Genomic DNA, 20,023 nt, shown 5'->3' with positions numbered 1-20,023 from the left:
CATGAAGATTGACAAGCTCGACCATGTCAACATCAGGACGACGCAACTCGATGTCCTGATCGCCTGGTACGAGGACGTTCTCGGACTGAAAGCCGGTCCGCGGCCCGATTTCCCCTTCCCCGGTGCCTGGCTCTATGCCGACGGCGCGGCGGTCGTCCACCTTGTCGGCATCGACGAGGCACCCGCCACCGGCACCGAGGAAAAACTGAAACTGGAGCATTTCGCTTTTACGGCGTCGGGCGCCGAGGATTTCGAGAACTTCCTTCACGAACACGGAGAACAGTATCGCCGCACCGTGCAGCCGGGCACGGGGACCGTCTCGATCAATGTCTGGGACCCGGACGGAAACCACATTCATGTGGATTTCCCGGCAGCCGGGTGACCTGCGGCAGACGAAACGCCTCAGAAGGTCTCATACCGGATCCGGTCGTCGCGAACGCCGATCGCCTTCAAGCCGGCTTCAAGGCCGGCGAGGAAGGCCGCCGGACCGCAGAGCAAGTACTGCGCCGGATCGGCGAGTGCGGCGAGATCTTGGGCGGATATCCGCCCTGTGTGATCAAAATCCCGACCTCGAAGATCCGATGCCGCGGGGCGGCTGTAATAGGTCAGGAAGTGAAGGTTCGGCCTTCCCGCCACCAGGCGCCTGATCTCCTCCCAGAACGGGTGCTGCGCGCCGTCGCGGGCCCCATGGACGAACCAGACCGGACGACCGGCCTCTTCCGCCGCCAGAATGTGCAGCATGCTGAGCATCGGCGTGATGCCGATCCCCGCGCTCGCCAGCACCAGCGGCATATCGGTCTCCGGCAGCGTGAAATCGCCGGCCGGTCTGCCGCTCTCGATGATCGCGCCGAGCTCAAACGCTTCGTGCAGGTGGCTCGACGCCGCACCGCCGGGCGTGCGCTTCACCGAAATCCGATAGTGCGGATCCGCGGGCGATCCGGACAGGGAATAGGTCCTGACGAGCTTGCCGCCACTCGGAAGCTTCAGCTCGATCGGCAGATGCTGACCGGCTTCAAAGGCCGGCAGCGGGCCCCTGTCGCGCGCTTCAAAGGTGAATGAAGTCACATCCTCACTCTCGCGTGTCTTCTTGATGAGCCGCAGAGAACGCGCGGTCTCCGCATCGTCCTGCCAGCGCAACCGCAGGGCCGATCCGAGCTCGACGATCTCGTCGATTTCGAACGATACCAGCAGGCGGACGCCTGACGCCTTGTGTTCCTCGTCCGGCGCGCTGTCGATCCTCGCCCGACCGGTCAGCTGCAGCAGGCTGCCGGTGGAAAAATCGAGAAACAGCAATCCGGTTCTCGCATCCTTGAGGATGTTGCCGAGCGTGTTGTAGTAGTCGTTGCCGGCATAATCGGGAAACCGGATGCGGCTATCGCTTGGCACCTCGACGAACCCGCGCTCGCCGCCGCGGTGGGACACGTCGAGCCCGAAGGCCGGGTTGTCGCCCTCACCGCGGTAGCCTGTGCCGATGAAGAACGTATTGGCCGTTCCGATCCATCGTTTCTGGGAGGCCGACAGCCTCGTTCCCCGCACAACTCTTGGCGCCGGTTCGTCGGGGCTGCGCCAGATATCCCGTGCGCGGATATATTGCGGGCAGTTGCCGAAGGACTGGTCGAGCTTGAAGTCGATGGTCTCGCCGTCCGCCCGCCCGATCCGTCCATTCGCCCTGTTCCGGCGGCGGGTGGCGAGTTCTATCCCGAGGATGGCCAGATCCGCGCCAGGCTGAAAAGCGCCTTCCAGCGCGTCGCCGTGGACGGGCCTGCTTCTGATCTCCAGGCTGGTCGGGTCCGGCGAGCGCACGAAACCGTCATCGCCCTCCACCAGCGTTGCCCACGGGCGCCCTTCTGCATCGCGGGCCGCCATGATGAGGAAAGGCTGTGCCTCGAAGAACTCCCGATGCTGGTCCGGCATGAAGCTGCGAATGGCCTTGCGGGCCCACTCTTCGACCTTGCGCACGCCAAGCCGCTCCTGGACGATCCTCTCGCCCTCGTGAAACGGAGAGGCACCATCCCGGGCGAGGGCGTTGAAATCTCTCTCCAACATCGGGGCAATCCTTGAAAGAACATAGGACCGGACGCCTCTTGCAAGGCATCCGGAAAGGGGAGCAGGTCAGGCGGCAAGTCCGACCTTGGTGGCCTGCATCGGCACAAATCCGGGCAAAGCCTCAACGCGAGCCAGAAACGCGCGGATGTTCGGGTAGGGATCGAGAGACACGTTCCCCTCCGGCGCATGGGCGGTATAGGTGTAGATCGCCACATCGGCGATCGACGGCTTTTCGCCGACCAGCCAGGCCCGGCCGCTGAGATGGCTTTCCAGGATATCGAAGGCATATTTGGCAATCGACTTCGCCCGTTCCGCGTCGAGCTGGGCTCCGAAGACCGTTGTCAGGCGCGCGGCGGCCGGACCGTTGGCAATCTCGTTGGCTGCCAGCGACAGGAACCGCTGCACCTGCGCTTCCCCGACGATGTCGGCCGGAATCCAGTCCGGGGCATATTTGCGCGCCAGGTAGACGAGAATGGCGTTGGAATCGGCAAGAACCACGGACCCGTCCTCAATGGCCGGAATCTTGCCGGCCGGGTTGAGCTTCAGGAACGGTTCTTTCTTGTGTTCACCGTTCGGCAGATCGACCGTGATGCATTCATGGTTGACGCCGATGAGGTTGGCGAAGAGTTCCACGCGGTGGCCGTGGCCGGACAGCGGGAAGGTGTAGATTCGAATGGCGCTGGACATTGCAGCTGTCTCCCTTTCCTGAACTTTTCGCGGCACCGGATCACCTGTTCCGGCCGCTGTTCACAATATGCATTGTCCTGCTTTGGGAAATAATCCCCCTCCTCATTCAATCTTTATGTACAACTGAAGGATAATAGCCACACCCTCAGCGGTGGACACCCAATGGACAAGATCGAAACCATTCGTGCCTTCATTGCCGTCGCCCGGGAAAACTCCTTCACGGCTGCGGGCCGCCGTCTTGGCATCTCGACCAAGCTGGTCAGCAAATATGTCCAGCACCTGGAAAACCAGCTGCAGACGCAGCTGTTCAACCGCACAACCCGCAGTGTCTCCCTGACCGATGTCGGCTCCGCCTACCTCGAACGCTGCCGCCCGATCCTGGAGCAGATCGACGAGCTGGATTCGCTGGTGCGCGAACGCCACGGCGCGCTCGCAGGCCCTATCAGGATCACAGCGCCAACCGGATTCGGCAGCACGAGACTGCCCCAGGCACTCGTCCCGTTCCTGCGCCGGCACCGGGACGTCGAACTCGACATGAAGCTGACCGACCACCGCGTCGCCCTTGTCGAAGAAGGTTTCGATCTGGCGATCCGTATCGGCACCTTGCGGGACTCGACGCTGATCGCCCGCAAGCTCGCCGACATGCCGCTGATCCTGTGTGCGTCGCCGGACTATCTCAACGCCCATGGCCGCCCGGAGGACCCGCGGGCCCTTTCCACCCATGTCTGCCTTGCGGACAACAACCAGCTGGAAGTCAATGTCTGGCGCTTCCGCTCCGGCGGCAACGAGCATGTGGTCAGGTTGAACGGCGCGGTCCAGGCGAATTCCCCCGGCGCCCTCGCCCAGCTGGCGATCGGCGGCCTCGGCATAACCCGCGCTCCGTTCTACGCGGTCGAAGCCGCGCTGGAGGACGGCCGGCTTGAGCGGGTCCTGCCGGACCATGAAACGGATGTCTTCGGCGTCTACGCCCTCTACCCGCCCAACCGCCATCTGACCCGCCGGGTCCGGGCCCTGATCGATCATCTGGCCGGCGAGTTCGGCCGGTAGGTGTGACGTTGCCACGGATTGTTCGTTGGAAGCGCGGGCGAAAAGATACAGACACGCCCTCATGCTGAGGAGGACCGTTAGGTCCGTGTCGAGGGGTTGGCCGCAACCTGGAGCAAGTGTCCCATCCCTCGAGACAGCGCTCCGCGCTTCCTCAGAGACTGGCCCGAAATGTATTGAGTGATCCCGGTCGCTTGTGATTCCGTTATTGCGCTAACAGAACGGAGCTTCACCATGTGGACCGAGATCACCCGTGCCAACTATGAGCGTCGTGGCCAGCGTTACGCAAGCGATCTGACGAACGAAGAGTGGGATTTGATCGCGCCTCATCTTCCGGAGAGGCGAGAGCGTGGGAGGCCGCGCACAACGTCGCTTCGGGAAGTGGTCAACGCGATCCTCTATCTGCTGCGTACGGGCTGCCCCTGGCGCTTTTTGCCAAGTGATTTTCCGCCGCGCTCGACTGTCCAGAGATACTTTTATGCGTGGCGTGACAATGAGTTATGGCGTGGGTTGAACCGGCGGATAGTGGAGCAGCACCGACAAGCGCAGGCACGCAGTGCCACTCCGTCCGCCGGTGTGATCGACAGCCAGAGCGTGGCAACGACCCAAGTCGGCGGGCCACGAGGCCTTGATCCCTTCAAGCGCATCAAGGGTCGCAAGCGTCACATCGTCACCGATACAGACGGGCTCGTTCTGGACGTTCTGGTGCATCCCGCCAATATCCAGGACGTGCACGCAGCTGTGCCGCTGCTGCAAAGCCTGCGGCGGATCTATCCCGATCTTACTCATATCTTCGCCGATCGCGTCTACCGTGGCCCGAAGCTTCTGGAAAAGCTCAAGGATTGCGGGCCATGGTCGATCGAAATCGTGCAACGGCCACCTGGGGTCAAGGGATTTGCGCTCCTGCCAAGACGATGGGTTGTTGAGAGAACCTTTGCCTGGTTCGGCCGACGCAGACGCCTTGCAAAAGACTTTGAAGCAAAACAGGAAACCCAAACCGCTTGGATCTATATCGCAAACATCGAACTAATCATCAGGCGACAGGCAAAGCTAACAAAATGAGTTTCGAGTCAGACTCTCAGGATGAGGTTATTGTTGCAGATGGCGAACTCAGGGCCGGCCAACCTCCCCACCCCCTCATGCTGCGGAGGGCTGAAGGCCCATCACAAAGCATGGGCGAAAGGGCTATTTAGGCAGCGGAAACGTGATCTCGAAACAGGCGCCTCTTTCCTCACCAGGCACAAGGCGGATCGACGCCTTGTGCGCCTTGAGCAATGCCTGAACGATGCCGAGGCCCATTCCCGTACCGCCGTTTTCCCGCCGCGTGGTGAAAAACAGGTCGAAGATCTGGTCCGCATTGCCCTGCGTGACGCCCTTGCCGTTGTCCGCCACCTTCACCATAAGCGTGCGCTCTGATCGCTCGACGGAAAATCGCACGCGACCGGCTCCGTGCTTAACGGAATTGTCGATCAGGTTCTCAAGAACGATGCGGGCATTTTCCGCCGAGAGCGGCAAGTCGCAGTCTTCCGTCCAGTCCACGGTAACGCCTTCGAAGCGGCTCAGGATTCCGCTCAGGACATCCGCCAGTCTGCATGTGCCGCCGATCTCGACACTGTCGGCTCGGGCAAGCTCGCGCAGGCGATTGAGAAGCAGCGAGGCGCGCTCCGTATCCTTGAGGATGTTGTCCAGGAACCGCGCACGCTCGGCCTCACTCAAATCGTCGCCGCCGTCCCGCAGCAGTTCCGCAGCCCCCTGGATGGCGGTCAGCGGTGTTTTCAGCTCATGGGTCACATGATTGGCGAAAGTGGAGATATAATCGTTCTGCTCGAACAGCTTGCGGGACATGTCGAGCATGCTCTGCGAAAGCGCATGAATTTCCCTGTTGCCGTGAATGGCAAGGGGTTTCAAAGCGTTACGATCTCCGCTTCCTATCTGGAGCGATCTTGTCGTGAGCGCCTTTATCGGACCCGATATGGCCCGGACAAAAATGAAACCGACCACGAAGGTTGCACCGAGTACGAAGGCCAGCACACCAAGGACGGTCTCGCGTTTCACGAACATCTCTTTCAGGATGTTGCTCGGCGTGCGCGAGGCATAGACCGCACCGGCCACCCTGCCCTCCACCACGATCGGCATGGCGGTAAACACCCTCACGGACGTGCCGCGGCTGATCGAATAGATCGGCTGCGGATTGTCGACCACCCGCTCCCTGAGCGCGCTGGCATAGCGCCCGGAAAGCGCTTGCCGCACCTCTTCCACATGCGCCAGCGACTGCCCCACTTCATCGCTTCCGGCAATCACCACACCGTTGAAATCCAGCAGCCGGAACCCGGCAAGCGTGCGCTTCTGCGTTTCCTGCAGGATCATGGCGATTTCTTCTCCGGCGCGGAGATAAGCCGCATGGGCCGGCTGATCGGCGTCTGCCGCGTCCGGACGTCTCGGCTGAATATCGGTCCGGTTGAGGTCCAGCTCCGGCAGTTGCGGCGCCCAGCGCCCGTTCGGGCGGCTGTAATAGGCTCCATCTCGGGGAGACGCGGAAACCATGGTGCCGAGCGGCAGCTCGTCTCCGCCGGCCTCGACAAGACGCTGTGCCGTCGCCGCCGCGATCGCGGCCGATTGAGCGATCAGTTCGGCTTCGGTCGCCTGGATGAGCTGGTTCTCATAGACACGGAAAAACACGATCCCCGCGAGCGGCACCAGCAGCATGATGCCAAGCACCAGCGCCACCACAAGACTGAGCGGCGGACGCCATCTGTCGCGGAAGGATCTGGAAAGCAGCATCGCCGGTCAGGACCCGCCGTCGCCCCGGCACGGCCCCAGCCGGAAGCCGACGCCATGCACGGTTTCAATCGCATCGCCGCACCCGGCGGCGGCAAGCTTGGCGCGAATGTTGCGGATGTGGCTGTCGATCGTCCGGTCGGACACGTGGATATTGTCCTTGTAGGCGCGATCCAGGATCTTTTCCCGCGTGAACACGATCTTCGGGCGGGCGAGCAGCGTTGCCAGGATATCGAACTCGATGGCCGTCAGGGCGACCGCCACCTCCCCCGCCGAAACCAGCCGCTGGTCCTTCTCCAGGGTCAGGACACCATGGCTGAGCCCCGCCTGTTCGCGCGCTCCGGCACCAGGCGGTTGCGAGACGCCGAACCGCTTGAGGATCGCCCCGACCCGGGCGATCAGCTCGCGCGGGCTGAAGGGTTTTGTCACATAATCGTCCGCGCCGAGTTCCAGGCCCACGATGCGGTCGATCTCGTCGTCGCGGGCCGACAGAAACAGGATCGGCACGTCGGACGTCTTGCGCAGGTGACGGCAGACCTCGAGCCCGTCCATTTCCGGAAGACCGATATCGAGCACGATCAGCGCAGGATCGAAGAGCGCCGCCTTGTCCACCGCTTCCTTGCCGTTGACGGCAATCTCGTAGGCATAGGAGGCCTTTTGAAGCGCGAAACAGATCACTTCCCGGATATGCGGATCGTCATCGACGACAAGAATGGTTTTGCTCTGCAAGACGATTTTTCCTGAAATTCACGGCTCCCGCAATCAATCGCGGGAGCGCTATCATTACCGGAGGCAAGATCAGGTTTCCAGCCACCAACCGTCCCGGCGGAGGGGCCGCGGCAGGGATCGGTCCAATTCTACGGCACCACCTTCCCGATGCCGGCGGAAAAGTCCTGCCAGCGCATCCGGCATCTTCCGCAACAGGCTCGTCAGGCACCTGCGGAAACGTGCGGCCAGGGCGAACAGGAGCATCACTATGCCGAATATGCCTTCCGGCTCGGGAGTGGAACTGCCACTCAGATTGAGCGACGGATAGGCATTTGCGGCAACGCCCGAGACCTGCGGCAGCGGAACGCTTGCCTGCGCGGCGGATGTTGGATCCGCATTGACCTTTCTTTCCGAGACGGCAACGAACGATGTGAATGGCGATTGCAGCGAATAGCTCAGCCCCAATTGCGTGATCTCGTCTTTCAGGCTCCGGTCACTCCCGCCGCTGATGGCGTAGTCGCGGTTCTTGTCGAAGATCTGTTCACGCGCCCAGATCAGCGGCAGCGCCGGCGCAGGCTCCGCCGCCTCGCTGGCGGCCCCCATCAGGTCGACATCCAGCGGCATTCTCGCCGGACGGCCGTTGACCGTTCCCTCGACATAGACCCTGTGTTTGCCGCCAGCTGGGTACCGTCCCAGCACACGAACGGAACCGCCCTCGAACAGATCCGGGATCCGGGAGGGCGCCTGATCATTGACCGTCAGCCCATTCCAGTCGATGGAAATATCCGTCAGCAGCGGCGTTTTCAGTTTTGCCGCCAGGCTTTCGGCAACCTCGTTGGCATCCTCGCCGACCGGCACGATACGGGCGTATCCCCTGCCCTCCTTCGCCATCGCCTCCAGCAGATACCGGTTGACCGCATCGCCCACACCGAAGGCGTAGATGCGTGCATTGCCGATACGCCGGGAGATCGAGGCAATGACCTGCGATTCCGCTCCGATATAGCCATCAGTCAGGAATACGACGATCCGCGTGGTATTGTCCGGCTGCGGCATGTCGAAGGCGGTGTTGATCGCCCGGTTGAGTTCGGTGCCGCCACTTGCGCTCAAACCAGAGACAAATCTGAGCGCGGCCTGCTTGTTGCGCTCCTTCGCCAGAACGGGTCCGGCAGCGAACTGCGACGTGTTGTCGGAAAACCGGAGAATGCGAACATAGTCATCTGGCCGAAGTGCCTGGATGGCCGCCTTCATGAACGTCTTGCTGGCTTCCATCGGCAGGCCGCGCATGGAGCCTGACGTGTCCAGGACGAACACCATTTCCCGCTGCCCGATCATCTGCTCCGCCGGCAGCTTCGGCGGCTCGATCAGGAGCGACAGATAGCCGCCCCGCTCCCGATCGAAATGGGACGTCAGTCCTGCTGACACATGTGTTTCGGATGCAAGTTCATAACGCAGAACGAAATCGCGATTGTCGATGTCCCGGCCATTCCTGAAGCGGACGGTTTTCCGCGTCTGGTCCCCAATCACCGACAGCGCGTGGGTGTCGCTCCAGAGTGCGGAGACCGGGATCGGCGATGCGAGGGTAAGATCAAGCGACACGCGGTCCGGATCGATATTCTCCGGCGCATCCTGCCCGATCACGCGCGGATAGTCGGGCAACTTCTCGATATGCCAGCCCGACACCAGCTCAGTTTCGGACGGCAGTTGAGCTTCCCCCGCCGTGGCTTCGTCACCGTCATGATAATTCGCTGAAAATACTGGAGCAGGCTCTTTTGCGCCGCCGCCTTCATAGCGTGGACCGACGACCATCGGGATGACGAGCTCATAGGCGCCGTCGATCTTCGCAACGTTCTGAACGTATTCGATGGTGATCCTGACCGGACGGCCCGGCATCAGATGGGCGATGTCCTGGGTAAACATGTTGGGCCGGTGCTGCGTAAGGAGCGAAGCAGCCTTGCCTTCCGCCTTTGCCTTGTTGAACATCGCCGTGGCCTGTTCCTTTTCCTGAATGCGCGCCACGATGGTTTCCCCATCCAGTTCCATGCGCATGGCATGGATGGCTGCCTTTTGGTTCATCGGAAAGAGATAGCTGGCGTGCAACGGCTGAGAGGTGGGATTGAGGAACGTTTGGGTCAGCGTGACATGGGCGACATCGCCGTCAATGTCGACATCGTAATCCGCCTCGAGCAACGGCAGGCGGAATTCCTTGCCGTTCAGTGTCGCGACAACGGAACCTGAGACCTCGTCCGTCTCGGGAACGGCTGCAACGGCAGGCCAGCCGAACGCGGTGGACGTGCTGACAACGGCAAATAGGACCCGTGTCAGTCGCATAGGGACTCTCATGGCAAATATCCTTCTGAAGTTGGATGGAGATCGAGAGCGGCAATAACCGCGCCTTCAAGGGCGGCCCGCCGGCCGTCGGGCACGGTCCAGGGCGTGATGCGCTGAACGCTGGTCCAGGTCGTCGAGGGCTTTTGCAACCATGCCCAGATGGCTTCTGCGATGTTGTGGGTGACGTCGCCATCGCTTGAGGTGAAAGTCACGGCCACGCGCCACTCTTCACCGGTCACCGCCCGCGCCCGGTAGAGAGCGGTCGGAACCGGGTCAAAACGCGTGCCCAGGAATTCAACGTCATAGCCGAGCCCGCGCAGGCAGTCGTCCGGGGCATGGAGGTGGCGCAAGGGAGATGACGTATGCACGAGGGTGAGTGCCAGCGGGCCGTATCGCTTCTTCTGGGCGTGACCGCCGAATTGACTGAAGTAACGCTTCTCGACAGGATGCAACTCCTCCTCGGCACCAACCTCTCCGCTCAGCGAGGCTGGCAGCGCCTGCGGCTTCGCCGCGGCGGAAACGTCCAGGGCCTGCCGGGGCAAGGCGACGATGACCAGCGCCAGTGCCAGAAAGACGAGTGCGCCCAGTTCCCGAGTGCCTCTCGACCCGATCCGGACCGGCAGGCAGGGCGGCACCGGCCGCTCGGTGACCGGCCTCGGCCTATAGAAGGCCAGGACCGGCGCCATCGACACGGCAAGGGTCAGGTAACCGATCATGTCGTGCAGCGGCCGCGCCATGACGTCGAGACCGAAAAAGCTCTCGGGCCAGGCAATGCCGGTCGCTAACACGCTGATGCGCAATGCGTTGCCGAGAAGGCTCAGGGAAAGGACGATGCCGAACCAGGGCAACGCAGTCGTCAAACGCGGCCGATAGAGCACATTGAGGATCACCAGGCAGGCCATGGCCAGCATCAGTCCGGATGTGCCGGAGCAGGGCAGATCGACCAGCACGTCTTTCCCCGCAAGCTCGATGCGAATGCCGGAACAGGAAAGATCGTTGAAGAACAGGCCAAGCCCCCTACAGGAAAGCCTGGCGGAGAGCTCCTGCAGCGGATATCCGATGACCCGTTGAAGAATCCGCTCAACCGGCAGCGTGAACAGAAACAGGACGGAAAGCCAGAATGCCGAGACCGGCCTGGCGCGTTCCCCGGTGCGCAGCAGCATTGCGAGCGCAAAGATGTCGAGCGACAGCGCAAATCCGCCGATCACGTTGATCGCCAGAACCTGGCTCGCAAGCCTGATGAGCGCCGAGACCGCCAGCAGTATGACAGCCGTCTGGCGGGATCGGGAGTTTATCCGGACAACGGGACTGGAGAGCGACCGGGCAAGAAGGGCGGCAATCGCAACGAGGTAAAGGGCGCCGGTCGAGGAATAGGATGGGTCGAACCAGGAACCTATGAGCCAGCGGAACGGTTCATAGGCCAGTATCAGCGAGGCGAGTGCAAAAGTGAGGAAAGTGGGAGCCGGAAATCTCATGCCCCCTTTGTCACGTCACCGCGTGCAGCTCTCTTTCAGGACTTGTGCAGACTTTGCGCAATTTCCGGGCCTGGCCGCCGGTCCCGCGGGTGCAGATCAGGCGTGGCGGGTCCGGGCGAACTCTTCGATGAGCTTGGGGAGAACGTCCAATTCGGGAAATCCCTCAAAGCTGTGCTTGGCGGGCGTCTGCGCCCAGGGCAGTTTTTCCGCCGTCATGGTTTCGATGAACGGCTCGCTCCAGCCCAGGTCCTCGAGCAACGTGGAACGGACATTGACGATGTCGTCATATCCGGGAATGCGCGTGAACATCCAGGTCTTGCAGTGGGGACAGAAGAAGTGATCGGCCCTCGGCCCCTGAAGCCCACCCTTTTCCGGCGTCCCCTCGCTCACGCGGAAGGCCGGCGCCGGCATGATCGCGCTCAGGGAATAGGCGCTGGAACTCATCTGCTGGCAGCCTCTGCAGTGGCAGGCAGCTGTGGCAAGTGGCGGAGCCGATATCTCGAAGCTAGTGCGACCGCAGCGGCACGTGCCTTTTACGGGAAAGTCTTGTCGACCCATGGTGCGTTCCTTCTTGCTTGAGATGCCGCCTCGGGTTGTGAGGCCTTGTAGGTTTTAACAGGGCAAGGCAGTCAATCAAGAATCTTTGGATCGAGGAGAACGGTTTTGGGCGGGGGCGAAACAGCACCGGCCAGTCATACCGACTCTGGCCACTGCAATGACGGCATCCGTTTCGGCACGGAGACAACATGCACGCAGCGGGTTTCACCGGTCTCCCCCTCTCCTCACAGTTGTCTTCAGAACCGTTTCGGATAAGCTCTGTCCCAAGGCGGGCGAGGCGCAGACGGGAGAAGCGAGATGCTGGAAGGAACATGTCACTGCGGCGGGGTCAGATGGATCCTCAAGACCATGCCGGAATCGGTGACCGCCTGCAATTGCACCTCTTGCCGCCGGTTTGGTGTCCTGTGGGCTTACGGCCATATCGATCACGACATCGATGTGACCGGCGAGACGAGGGCTTACCGGAAGACCGGAGGCACCATTGATTACCACTTCTGCCCGAAATGCGGTTGCACCACCCATTACGTGGCGGTGAAACCACAAGAAGACGGTCGCCACTGGACGGCGGTCAACGTGCGCCTGACCGAACCGGACCCGATCGCGGATCTGCCGATCGACCATTTCGACGGCCTGAAGACCTGGGACGACCTGCCGCGTGACGGGCGAACGGTCCGGGATATGTGGTTCTGAGATTTCGGCTGCCGGCCCGTCGAACTCAGTCCAACTCAGGCCAGCTTCTCCATCAGCGGCCGCAGGGCCGGATGGATGTTCGGGCTCTCCTCCCGGATGAAGCACAAGAGCGCTCTTTCGTTTTCGTGGAGCACACCGTCGCGGCCGATGCGGTTCACCAGCCAGGCAGCTTCGTCTTCAGTAACCACCTCGTTGACCGCGATTTCGGCTTCCATCGCCGCTCCCCGGGCAGCAAACGGATCGGGCCGGTCGGCATAGGCCTCGCGGATACCGCCGACGCCGCCACCGAACATTTTCTTGAAGAACCCGCCGAGCCCGCCGTCGAAGCCGCCGGGTTGGTCCAGCCAGTCCTCGCGGGCCAGCGCGATCTCTCGCGGCGGCGGGGTAAAGCCGGACATAGCCATCAGGTAATTGGCAACCGCCTTTGCGAACAGTTCCGACCATGCCGGAGCATTTTCCGCCTCGATGGTGGCGTCGTTCAGATCGAAAAGAACTTCCGCTTCCGCCTTTGAAATGGCAATGCCCCGGCTGCCGGCACCCGCGTAAAGCACCCTGCGCAGCAACTCGACTTCACCATCGGCAATGACGCCGGGTTTCAGTTCGTTGCCCGACCGGGTAACGCCCGTTCCGGAGATGACTGACTTTGCAACGGCCCTTAGGGCGAACTGCTCGAGGCTCTCCGGCGCCTCCCGGGCCTTTTCCAGGACATGCAGCACGGCATCGAGTTCCGTGCGGGTGCAAATGCGTCCATCCGCCGTGATCTGGCCAATCAGCCAGTCGGCGCTTTCTTGCGAGACGTAGCCTTCCGGCCTTGCCTGATGCACGAGAATGTCGCCAACCGCTTCGGGAAACAGTTCGTACCAGGTGCCGGCATAATCCAGGCCTGCATTGTTCAGCTTGAAGAGCGCTGCCCCCTCGGCCAGGGAAACGGCCATGTCGCCGTAAATATACCGGCGCAGCGTGATGACGTCGTCCTCGCTGACATGCCCGGCGGCAATCTTCGCCGCGACAAACTCTTCCAATCCCGGTTTGGCCATGATGTCCCCCACAAATCACTCAGAACTCACTTGGGGGAACTATTGCCCGAAAACCTTGAGAATCCTGTAACGGCAAAAGGGAGCCGAGGCCGGCTCCCTTCCGGTTTCCCCGCCTCGGCAGGTGCCGTAAGGCGGGGAAACGGCTCCAGTTGGGGCGCTGGAGTGTCCGGGAATTATCCGCGGTGATGGTCGCGGTGGTGTTTGTGTCCACCCTTGCCTTTGTTCTTTCCGCCCTTGAAGTCGGCCTTGGTGATGACGCCGTCCTTGTTGCGGTCGGCATGCTCCATCAGCCCGTCCAGGCGTTTGCCGTGTTCCTCGGCGGTGATGCCAAGGCTGCCATCGGCATCCGCGCGCTGGAACATGCTGACGATGCGTCCTTCATTGATTTCCAGCCACAGCGGACCGAAGTCGTCCAGCGAGAAAGAACCGTCGCCGTCCGTGTCCGCCAGGGCAAAGAGCTCGCCGCGCCGCGCGTCGAAATCTTCGCGGGACACCTTGCCGTCAGCGTCGGTGTCGAACATGCCCAGAAACATCCGGCCGCCATGGCCGCCATATCGGTGACCCGAGCCGCGCCGGCCACGCTCGTCATCTTCCGCGCCCGGTCCGCGCTGGCCGCGGACCTGTTCGACCGTGCCGTTGCCGTCCCGGTCCAGCATGTTGAACATCCGGTTGGCCGCCTGATCGGCTTCCTGCTGGCTCACGCTTCCGTCGCCGTCCTTGTCGATGAACTGAAATGCCCGGACCATGCGGTCGTTGGAACGGGTGAGGAATTCAGCCCTGGCTTCCTCCAGGCTGATATCGCCACTGCCGTCGGCATCGGCCGATGCGAAGCTCTGGGACCGGACTTCCTCGATTTCGGCTTCAGTGATCACGCCGTCGTCGTTGGCGTCGAAACGCTCGAAAAGACGTTCGAAGTGACGCCCGCCTCCATGGCGACCGTGCCCCTTGCCGAAATCATCATGTCCGCCGTGCCGGCCCATATGCGCGAAACGCTCGCCTGCAGGCTGTTGAGTGTGTTGCCCCCGTCCGCGTCTGCAGGGCCGCTCTGGGCCGAAGCAGACAGGCCGGCCGTCAGCGCGGTTCCCGCGACGCTCGCAGCCAGGGCGGCGATTGCAATCTTCTTGAACGGTTTCATTCCAACAACTCCTTGGTTCGTTTATGAACTGAAGGTAGGTGGCAATTGTCACAGGAATACCCTCCGCACGCGCCCGAAGTGTCGCCATCTGTCCCGCTGGGCCCAACCGACACACTTTGTTACAAGTTCGGTTCGCACCGTTTGCCCTCTGGTACTATTTTTAATGCGGAAACAGATAGATCAGGGGAACACCCCGCCGGAATGGAGAAGCATGTGAGCGACCCGAGTCCGCATATCCTGGTGGTGGACGACCACCGCGACATTCGCGAAACACTGGCGCGCTACCTGATCAGGAACGGCCTTCGCGCGAGTACCGCGGAAAACGCCGCCCATGCGCGCAAGGCCTTGAAAGCGGCCTCCGTCGATCTTGTCGTTCTGGACATCATGATGCCGGGCGAGGACGGGCTGTCGCTCTGCCGCCACCTGGTGGAAGCCGGCTCCATGCCGGTGATCCTCCTGACGGCCATGGCGGACGATACGGACCGGGTGATAGGACTCGAGATCGGCGCCGACGATTACGTGACCAAACCCTTCAACCCGCGCGAACTGCTCGCCCGCATCCGGGCGGTCCTGCGCCGCACATCGCTGGCGCCGCGGGAACGCGATCCGATCGAACAGGAAATGCTCCATTTCGACGGCTGGATGCTCAATGTCGCCCGGCGCGAACTGAAGGACCCGGAGGGCACCGCGGTGGCATTGTCCAGCGGCGAGTTCCAGTTGCTCTGCGCTTTCCTGAAACGTCCGAAAATGGTGCTGAACCGCGACCAGTTGCTGGACCTGACCACGGGCCGCACGCCGGCCGTCTTCGACCGGTCGATCGACAACCAGGTCTCGCGCCTGCGCCGGAAGATCGAGGTTGACCCGAAGGACCCGAAAATGATCAAGACCGTCTGGGGCGGCGGCTACATGTTTGCAGCCGACGTGAAAGACCAGACCGAATGAGCCTCACCACCCGCGCCCGCCGCAGCTTTCGGTATCTGTGGCCCGGAACCCTGGCATCGCAGCTCATCGTTCTGCTGCTGGTGGCCATCGTCGCGGCCCAGGCCTTGAGCGTCTGGATTTTCCAGGATCTCGCGCCGTATCGCGATGGTCGCCGCCGCCCGCGACAACCTCCTGATGCGGGCCGTCTCCGTCTCCGAGCTTCTGGAGGATACGCCCGAACACCTGCGGGACCGGATCGTCCAGGCCAACAACACCCGCTTCGCGGTGTTCTGGCTGGGCGAGACGCCGATTGCTCCGCAACCGGGCAACTCGCGGTTCGAACGGCGGCTGGAAGGCTATCTCAATGATCATCTCGGCCCGGGGAAGACCGCCCATCTCAACATTCATGCCGACGAGAGGCGCGGCCCGCGGGAGCGGGAGGCCGAGCCGGAAGCCCCTGCGAGCTGGCGCGCCGTCCCGCGAGACGAGCGGCCGCGCAACCTGCGCAAGATCATGAAGAAACCTGAGGATCTGTCGCTGTCGATCCGGATGCCTGACGGCCGCTGGCTGAACGTTGCCACCAGTTACAGGCCGCCGCCCGGCGGGCTCCTGCCCCTGCTGGTCCAGCTGGGCCTGACGGGGCTTGCAGCCACGGTCATTATCGGCCTGGCGGTTCGCAGGGTCACGCGGCCGCTCAAGGATCTTGCCGTTGCCGCCGAAAAATTCGGCCGTGGCGAGGAACAGGAGCCGCTCCGTCCCAGCGGCCCCGGCGAAGTGCAGGCGCTGACGTCAGCCTTCAACGAAATGCAGGGCCGGCTCACCCGCTTCGTCCAGGACCGCACCCGCATGCTGGCGGCGATCAGCCATGATCTCAGGACCCCGATCACTTCGCTTCGGCTTCGGGCCGAATTCATCGAGGATGAAGAAAACCGCGAGAAGATGATCGAGACCCTTGAGGAAATGGCAGCCATGACGGAGGCGACATTGCGCTTTGCGCGCGACGAGGCCGACGCGGAACAGGCGCAAAAGGCCGATCTCGGCGCCATCCTGGAAGCGCTCGCCGACGACCAGCAGGATATGGGTCGAGACTGTTCGGTCGATATTCAGGAACGCATCATTCTCTCCTGCCGCCCGCTGGCGCTGAAGCGAGCGCTGCGCAACCTCGTCGAAAACGCCATCCGCTATGGCGAATCCGTTTCGATCACCGCCGCCCAGGGGAGCGGCGAAGTGGCCATCCGCATCAGCGACAACGGGCCGGGCATTCCCGAAGAGCGGATGAACGATGTCTTCGAACCCTTTGTGCGTCTTGAAGAATCCCGCAATGAGGACACAGGCGGCATCGGCCTCGGACTGGCAATCTCGCGCTCCATCATCCACGCACATGGCGGAACGATCACGCTGAAAAACCTGCCCGACCGCGGGCTGGAAGCGGAAGTGACGCTGCCGGTCGGCAGGTGAGCGATCGGGGCCGGGCGACGATGGCTGCGCGACGATGGTTGAGCGATGGGGGTGACCTTTGCCGCAAGATGTCGCCGCGCAGCGCCGGGAGGCGGCCCGGTTCTTCAAGGATGCCGGAGAGCTCCCGGCCTCCCCTGGCCTGTCTCAACGAAGGCGGCAATCGCCCGGCATCACCGCCGGGCCTGCAACTCACCCGCATAGGTCTTGTCGTCAACCGGCTCCAGCCAGTCCGCCGTCGTCCCGTCCAGCGCTTCCTGGATGGCAAGGTGGACCAGCGACGTGTGCGGCCCCGCACCGTGCCAGTGCTTCACGCCCGGCGGGATCCAGATGACGTCACCGGGCAGGATGGACAGCTTTTCCTGGCCCCACAGGTGGACGAAGCCCGCCCCTTCCAGCACGTGCAGTGTCTGGCCGAGCGGGTGCGTGTGCCAGTTCGTCCGCGCCTTCGGTTCGAACGTCACCCGAAGCGCCCGGACACGGGCGGGAGCCGGAGCCTCGATGACCGGATCCTGCCACACCGTACCGGTGAAATAGTCGGGGTTCGCCCGCTTCGACGGGCGGGAGCCGGCTTCGTAGACAGTCAGGATACTCATGATACCTCCTTGCCAGTTGCTGCCGCGATCTGCGGTTTCCGGACTTTCGGCCAGTTGATCAGAACAACCCCGAAAATGGCAAGGCATATTCCGGCAAAGGTTTCCAGGTCCAGCGTCTCGGAGAGGAACACGACCCCGAGGAACACACCGATCCCGGAGCGCAAATAGGCCTGACTTGCGGTGCCCATCGGTCCCAGTGTCGTCAGCAGACGGAAATAGATCAGAAACGCCAGCGCGGTACAGGCGATACCAAGGATCACAGCAGCCCCCAGGCCGGTCAGGTCCGGCGACAGTTGCCACGGCCGGTCGGCTACTAGGCTCACCGGAACCAGCACGATTGCGGAGCACAGGAGCGTTCCGGCAGCAGGAACAATCGGCGGCAGACCGGAGAAAAGACGCCCTCGCAATGCGGCGATGCCATAGAGCGCGGCACTGGCGAGAACGGCCAGTTGGGGAACCAGAGTCTCGCCGATATCCTTCAGCGCTCCGACCCCGACAATCAGGACGATTCCTCCGAATCCGGCAAGGACGCCGATCAGCTGCCTGGGGCCGGGACGCTGGCCGCTTTGCAGGATCAGGAACGAAAAGACGAACACCCAAAGCGGCGAGGTCGAGTTCAGCACGCTGGAAACCGCGGTTCCGGCATATTGCTGTCCCCACGCCAGAAGCAGCCAGGGACCGGTGCTGTTGACCAGCGACTGGATGAAGAACAACCGCCAGGACGGACCATCCAAAGGCATGCGAATGCCCCTCACCGCCATGATGGCAACGAGGACCAGAGCGGCAAAGCTAACCCGAACAGCGATGAGGGTTGCCGGAGGAATGGTTTCCAGTGCCAGGCTGATCCACATGTAGGACGAGCCCCAAAGCAGGGCGAGGCAGCCCAGAAGCGCATATTCAAAAGAACGGTTTTGCATGGAAAATCGACGCTGGCCAGGGAGTTGCGACGCGATGTCGTTGGAAGTGCTTGTGAGCGGAGAAAATATTCATACCCTGATCGTGAAGATGCCCGCCAGGATCGCCTCGAAAGGCATGCGGCGGATCCTGCGCAACGCCGTTTGCGCTGCTCATCAGGATGGGTGGCGAACAATCACCTGGTCGTTCGCTACCCGTTGAGCGCGCGGCTGTCCTCGGGCGCCTCTTCCCGCTCTTCCATGCCGTAATCGCGAAGCACATGGGCGACCCGCAGCCGGTAATCCTTGAAATAGCTCGTGCGCCCGACCCGCTGCGCCTTGCGGTGCTGGGTCAGCCGGCGCCATTCCTCAAGGGCGGCTTCGTCCCGGAAAAAGGAGATGGACAGCAGCTTTTCAGGATTCGTCAGGCTCTGAAACCGCTCGACCGATACAGAATCCGTCGATCGCCTCGATAAGCGGCCGCAGTTCCGCGGCCATGTCGAGATAGTTCTGCTTCTTGTCCGCATGCGGGATCACTTCGAAAATCACTGCAATCATGTCCTGTCTCCTCCATGCGGTGCGGAGGCCAGTTTCAGGAAGGTGCGGTCTTCCCGCAAGATGAATTTTTCCCGTTGCGCGAATGCATAGTTCTCCTGTCCGAGCGGGTCTGCCGCAAGCCGCGCCCGATAGGCTTCGTAGGCGGCAAGGCTCTCGATCGAATAGACCCCGTATGCGAGCGTCGAGGAGCCTTCATGAGGCGCGAAATAGCCGATCAGATCGGCGCCACAGCGCGGGATCGCTTGCCCCCAGTTGCGGGCATATTGCTCGAATGCCTGCTTTTTCGTCGGGTCGATGTGATAGCGGATGAAACAGGTGATCATGGGCACTTTCCTTTCCGGTGGCATTGAGGCGTCCTCTGTGCCATGGTCGGCGTCAGTGATGCTTCGATGAGGATCGAACCATGAAAGACGGACCGGACATCGCGCGGATCGGTGCACTGATTGGCGACCCTGCCCGCGCAAACATTCTCGGTGCCCTGATGAGCGGCAAGGCGCTGACGGCGACGGAACTTGCCGCGGAAGCCGGGATCACCGGCCAGACCGCCAGCTCGCATCTGAAAAAGCTGATGGATGGTGGCCTGCTGGGCCAGACCAAGCAGGGCCGCCACCGCTACTTCACCCTGGCCGGCCCCGAGGTCGGCGCGGTTCTTGAATCCCTCATGGGCCTTGCCGCCCGCAAGGGGCACCTGCGCACCCGCACCGGCCCGAACGACATTGCAATGCGCTCGGCAAGGGTCTGCTACGACCATCTTGCCGGTGACATGGCGGTGCGGATCTTCGACAGCCTCGAAACACGCGGCTTCCTGTCCGTTTCCCGGGACAAGGGCGGGCTCGGCCTGACCTCTGCAGGCAGCAAATTCGTATCCGGCCTGGGGATAGACCTGGACACGCTTGCCGGCAGCCGCCGCCCTTTGTGCCGTGCATGCCTCGACTGGAGCGAACGGCGCAATCATCTGGCAGGCAGCCTGGGAGCGGCTTTGCTGGACCGGTTTCAGGAAAACGGCTGGCTGCGCCGGGAAAACGACAGCCGTGTCGTGCATATCTCGCCGAAGGGAAGCGCCGAGCTCGGCAGGTTGTTTCCGCTCGGCTGACGTCCGACGGCCACGAAAACA

General features: G+C 62.4%; 20 protein-coding genes and 1 pseudogene. 7 read left to right on the top strand and 14 right to left on the bottom strand.

What is annotated here, in order from left to right; translation table 11 throughout:
* The first annotated feature begins 1 nt into the window (after nucleotide 1).
* Entirely contained in the window at nucleotides 2-382 is a 381-nt protein-coding gene (locus tag ON753_RS07145; protein ID WP_265961878.1) for a VOC family protein, read from the top strand.
* Between the two features lie 20 nt (nucleotides 383-402).
* On the opposite strand, the gene ON753_RS07140 is transcribed toward ON753_RS07145, so the two are convergent.
* On the bottom strand, nucleotides 403-2,046 hold the full coding sequence (locus ON753_RS07140; protein ID WP_265961877.1) for an FAD-binding oxidoreductase: 1,644 nt from the start codon (nucleotides 2,044-2,046) through the stop codon (nucleotides 403-405).
* Nucleotides 2,047-2,112: 66 nt separating this feature from the next.
* On the bottom strand, nucleotides 2,113-2,733 hold the full coding sequence (locus ON753_RS07135) for a glutathione S-transferase family protein (protein WP_265961876.1): 621 nt from the start codon (nucleotides 2,731-2,733) through the stop codon (nucleotides 2,113-2,115).
* A gap of 162 nt (nucleotides 2,734-2,895) precedes the next feature.
* Between ON753_RS07135 and ON753_RS07130 the strand changes: the two genes are divergently transcribed.
* Nucleotides 2,896-3,780, top strand: coding sequence for a LysR family transcriptional regulator (locus tag ON753_RS07130; RefSeq protein WP_265961875.1), 885 nt, complete (start codon nucleotides 2,896-2,898; stop codon nucleotides 3,778-3,780).
* A 231-nt stretch (nucleotides 3,781-4,011) separates the two neighbouring features.
* Entirely contained in the window at nucleotides 4,012-4,839 is an 828-nt protein-coding gene (locus ON753_RS07125; protein WP_265961599.1) for an IS5 family transposase, read from the top strand.
* Between the two features lie 123 nt (nucleotides 4,840-4,962).
* Here ON753_RS07125 and ON753_RS07120 read toward each other — a convergent pair whose 3' ends face one another.
* The 5 genes from ON753_RS07120 to ON753_RS07100 all read right to left on the bottom strand — a co-directional run bounded on the left by ON753_RS07120 (nucleotide 4,963) and on the right by ON753_RS07100 (nucleotide 11,624).
* A complete protein-coding gene (locus tag ON753_RS07120) occupies nucleotides 4,963-6,558 on the bottom strand; it encodes a sensor histidine kinase (RefSeq protein ID WP_265961874.1) in 1,596 nt (531 codons plus the stop codon).
* A gap of 6 nt (nucleotides 6,559-6,564) precedes the next feature.
* Entirely contained in the window at nucleotides 6,565-7,284 is a 720-nt protein-coding gene (locus ON753_RS07115) for a response regulator transcription factor (RefSeq protein ID WP_265961873.1), read from the bottom strand.
* A gap of 69 nt (nucleotides 7,285-7,353) precedes the next feature.
* Complete coding sequence (locus ON753_RS07110; protein ID WP_265961872.1) at nucleotides 7,354-9,591, bottom strand: VIT and vWA domain-containing protein; 2,238 nt, start codon at nucleotides 9,589-9,591, stop codon at nucleotides 7,354-7,356.
* Between the two features lie 8 nt (nucleotides 9,592-9,599).
* Complete coding sequence (gene xrtT, locus ON753_RS07105; RefSeq protein WP_265961871.1) at nucleotides 9,600-11,066, bottom strand: exosortase T; 1,467 nt, start codon at nucleotides 11,064-11,066, stop codon at nucleotides 9,600-9,602.
* 96 nt (nucleotides 11,067-11,162) lie between these two features.
* Nucleotides 11,163-11,624 carry a GFA family protein gene (locus ON753_RS07100; protein ID WP_265961870.1) on the bottom strand — a complete coding sequence of 154 codons (462 nt, stop codon included), beginning with the start codon at nucleotides 11,622-11,624 and terminating at the stop codon, nucleotides 11,163-11,165.
* A 297-nt stretch (nucleotides 11,625-11,921) separates the two neighbouring features.
* Between ON753_RS07100 and ON753_RS07095 the strand changes: the two genes are divergently transcribed.
* On the top strand, nucleotides 11,922-12,314 hold the full coding sequence (locus tag ON753_RS07095; RefSeq protein WP_265961869.1) for a GFA family protein: 393 nt from the start codon (nucleotides 11,922-11,924) through the stop codon (nucleotides 12,312-12,314).
* A 35-nt stretch (nucleotides 12,315-12,349) separates the two neighbouring features.
* Here ON753_RS07095 and ON753_RS07090 read toward each other — a convergent pair whose 3' ends face one another.
* From ON753_RS07090 to ON753_RS07080, 3 genes are all read right to left on the bottom strand, one after another.
* Nucleotides 12,350-13,351 (bottom strand): hypothetical protein, encoded by a 1,002-nt coding sequence (locus ON753_RS07090; RefSeq protein ID WP_265961868.1) that lies wholly within the window; start codon nucleotides 13,349-13,351, stop codon nucleotides 12,350-12,352.
* Nucleotides 13,352-13,524: 173 nt separating this feature from the next.
* Nucleotides 13,525-14,331 (bottom strand): EF-hand domain-containing protein, encoded by an 807-nt coding sequence (locus ON753_RS07085; RefSeq protein ID WP_323054694.1) that lies wholly within the window; start codon nucleotides 14,329-14,331, stop codon nucleotides 13,525-13,527.
* Complete coding sequence (locus tag ON753_RS07080) at nucleotides 14,220-14,486, bottom strand: hypothetical protein (protein WP_265961866.1); 267 nt, start codon at nucleotides 14,484-14,486, stop codon at nucleotides 14,220-14,222. Before ON753_RS07080 ends, ON753_RS07085 begins: the two co-directional genes overlap by 112 nt.
* 213 nt (nucleotides 14,487-14,699) lie before the next feature.
* Here ON753_RS07080 and ON753_RS07075 point away from each other — a divergent pair, with 213 nt between their 5' ends.
* A complete protein-coding gene (locus tag ON753_RS07075) occupies nucleotides 14,700-15,428 on the top strand; it encodes a response regulator (RefSeq protein WP_323054692.1) in 729 nt (242 codons plus the stop codon).
* 144 nt (nucleotides 15,429-15,572) lie between these two features.
* Nucleotides 15,573-16,865: an ATP-binding protein gene (locus tag ON753_RS07070; RefSeq protein ID WP_265961864.1), complete on the top strand. Its 1,293-nt coding sequence runs from the start codon at nucleotides 15,573-15,575 to the stop codon at nucleotides 16,863-16,865.
* Between the two features lie 170 nt (nucleotides 16,866-17,035).
* Here ON753_RS07070 and ON753_RS07065 read toward each other — a convergent pair whose 3' ends face one another.
* The 4 genes and pseudogenes from ON753_RS07065 to ON753_RS07050 form a co-directional block, all read right to left on the bottom strand.
* Entirely contained in the window at nucleotides 17,036-17,458 is a 423-nt protein-coding gene (locus ON753_RS07065) for a (R)-mandelonitrile lyase (RefSeq protein WP_265961863.1), read from the bottom strand.
* Nucleotides 17,455-18,375, bottom strand: a complete 921-nt coding sequence (locus ON753_RS07060) for a DMT family transporter (RefSeq protein ID WP_265961862.1) — start codon at nucleotides 18,373-18,375, stop codon at nucleotides 17,455-17,457. Before ON753_RS07060 ends, ON753_RS07065 begins: the two co-directional genes overlap by 4 nt.
* A 188-nt stretch (nucleotides 18,376-18,563) precedes the next feature.
* A pseudogene (locus ON753_RS07055) lies at nucleotides 18,564-18,909 on the bottom strand (antibiotic biosynthesis monooxygenase family protein).
* Nucleotides 18,906-19,232 (bottom strand): NIPSNAP family protein, encoded by a 327-nt coding sequence (locus tag ON753_RS07050; RefSeq protein WP_265961861.1) that lies wholly within the window; start codon nucleotides 19,230-19,232, stop codon nucleotides 18,906-18,908. Before ON753_RS07050 ends, ON753_RS07055 begins: the two are co-directional and overlap by 4 nt.
* A gap of 80 nt (nucleotides 19,233-19,312) precedes the next feature.
* On the opposite strand from ON753_RS07050, the gene ON753_RS07045 reads away from it, so the two are divergent.
* A complete protein-coding gene (locus ON753_RS07045) occupies nucleotides 19,313-20,002 on the top strand; it encodes an ArsR/SmtB family transcription factor (protein WP_265961860.1) in 690 nt (229 codons plus the stop codon).
* Nucleotides 20,003-20,023 lie beyond the last annotated feature (21 nt).

The sequence above is a fragment of the Roseibium salinum genome (genome assembly GCF_026240905.1).
Taxonomy (GTDB): Bacteria; Pseudomonadota; Alphaproteobacteria; order Rhizobiales; family Stappiaceae; genus Roseibium; species Roseibium salinum.
This window is presented reverse-complemented; position numbering and strand designations above follow the sequence as displayed.

Coding starts and splice junctions, on each gene's coding strand:
- ON753_RS07135 (WP_265961876.1), bottom strand. CDS start 2,733: ATGTCCAGCGCCATTCGAATCTACACCTTCCCGCTGTCCGGCCACGGC.
- ON753_RS07145 (WP_265961878.1), top strand. CDS start 2: ATGAAGATTGACAAGCTCGACCATGTCAACATCAGGACGACGCAACTC.
- ON753_RS07100 (WP_265961870.1), bottom strand. CDS start 11,624: ATGGGTCGACAAGACTTTCCCGTAAAAGGCACGTGCCGCTGCGGTCGC.
- ON753_RS07080 (WP_265961866.1), bottom strand. CDS start 14,486: ATGAAACCGTTCAAGAAGATTGCAATCGCCGCCCTGGCTGCGAGCGTC.
- ON753_RS07130 (WP_265961875.1), top strand. CDS start 2,896: ATGGACAAGATCGAAACCATTCGTGCCTTCATTGCCGTCGCCCGGGAA.
- ON753_RS07095 (WP_265961869.1), top strand. CDS start 11,922: ATGCTGGAAGGAACATGTCACTGCGGCGGGGTCAGATGGATCCTCAAG.
- ON753_RS07125 (WP_265961599.1), top strand. CDS start 4,012: ATGTGGACCGAGATCACCCGTGCCAACTATGAGCGTCGTGGCCAGCGT.
- ON753_RS07045 (WP_265961860.1), top strand. CDS start 19,313: ATGAAAGACGGACCGGACATCGCGCGGATCGGTGCACTGATTGGCGAC.
- xrtT (WP_265961871.1), bottom strand. CDS start 11,066: ATGAGATTTCCGGCTCCCACTTTCCTCACTTTTGCACTCGCCTCGCTG.
- ON753_RS07070 (WP_265961864.1), top strand. CDS start 15,573: ATGGTCGCCGCCGCCCGCGACAACCTCCTGATGCGGGCCGTCTCCGTC.
- ON753_RS07110 (WP_265961872.1), bottom strand. CDS start 9,591: ATGCGACTGACACGGGTCCTATTTGCCGTTGTCAGCACGTCCACCGCG.
- ON753_RS07050 (WP_265961861.1), bottom strand. CDS start 19,232: ATGATCACCTGTTTCATCCGCTATCACATCGACCCGACGAAAAAGCAG.
- ON753_RS07065 (WP_265961863.1), bottom strand. CDS start 17,458: ATGAGTATCCTGACTGTCTACGAAGCCGGCTCCCGCCCGTCGAAGCGG.
- ON753_RS07085 (WP_323054694.1), bottom strand. CDS start 14,331: ATGGGCCGGCACGGCGGACATGATGATTTCGGCAAGGGGCACGGTCGC.
- ON753_RS07090 (WP_265961868.1), bottom strand. CDS start 13,351: ATGGCCAAACCGGGATTGGAAGAGTTTGTCGCGGCGAAGATTGCCGCC.
- ON753_RS07060 (WP_265961862.1), bottom strand. CDS start 18,375: ATGCAAAACCGTTCTTTTGAATATGCGCTTCTGGGCTGCCTCGCCCTG.
- ON753_RS07120 (WP_265961874.1), bottom strand. CDS start 6,558: ATGCTGCTTTCCAGATCCTTCCGCGACAGATGGCGTCCGCCGCTCAGT.
- ON753_RS07140 (WP_265961877.1), bottom strand. CDS start 2,046: ATGTTGGAGAGAGATTTCAACGCCCTCGCCCGGGATGGTGCCTCTCCG.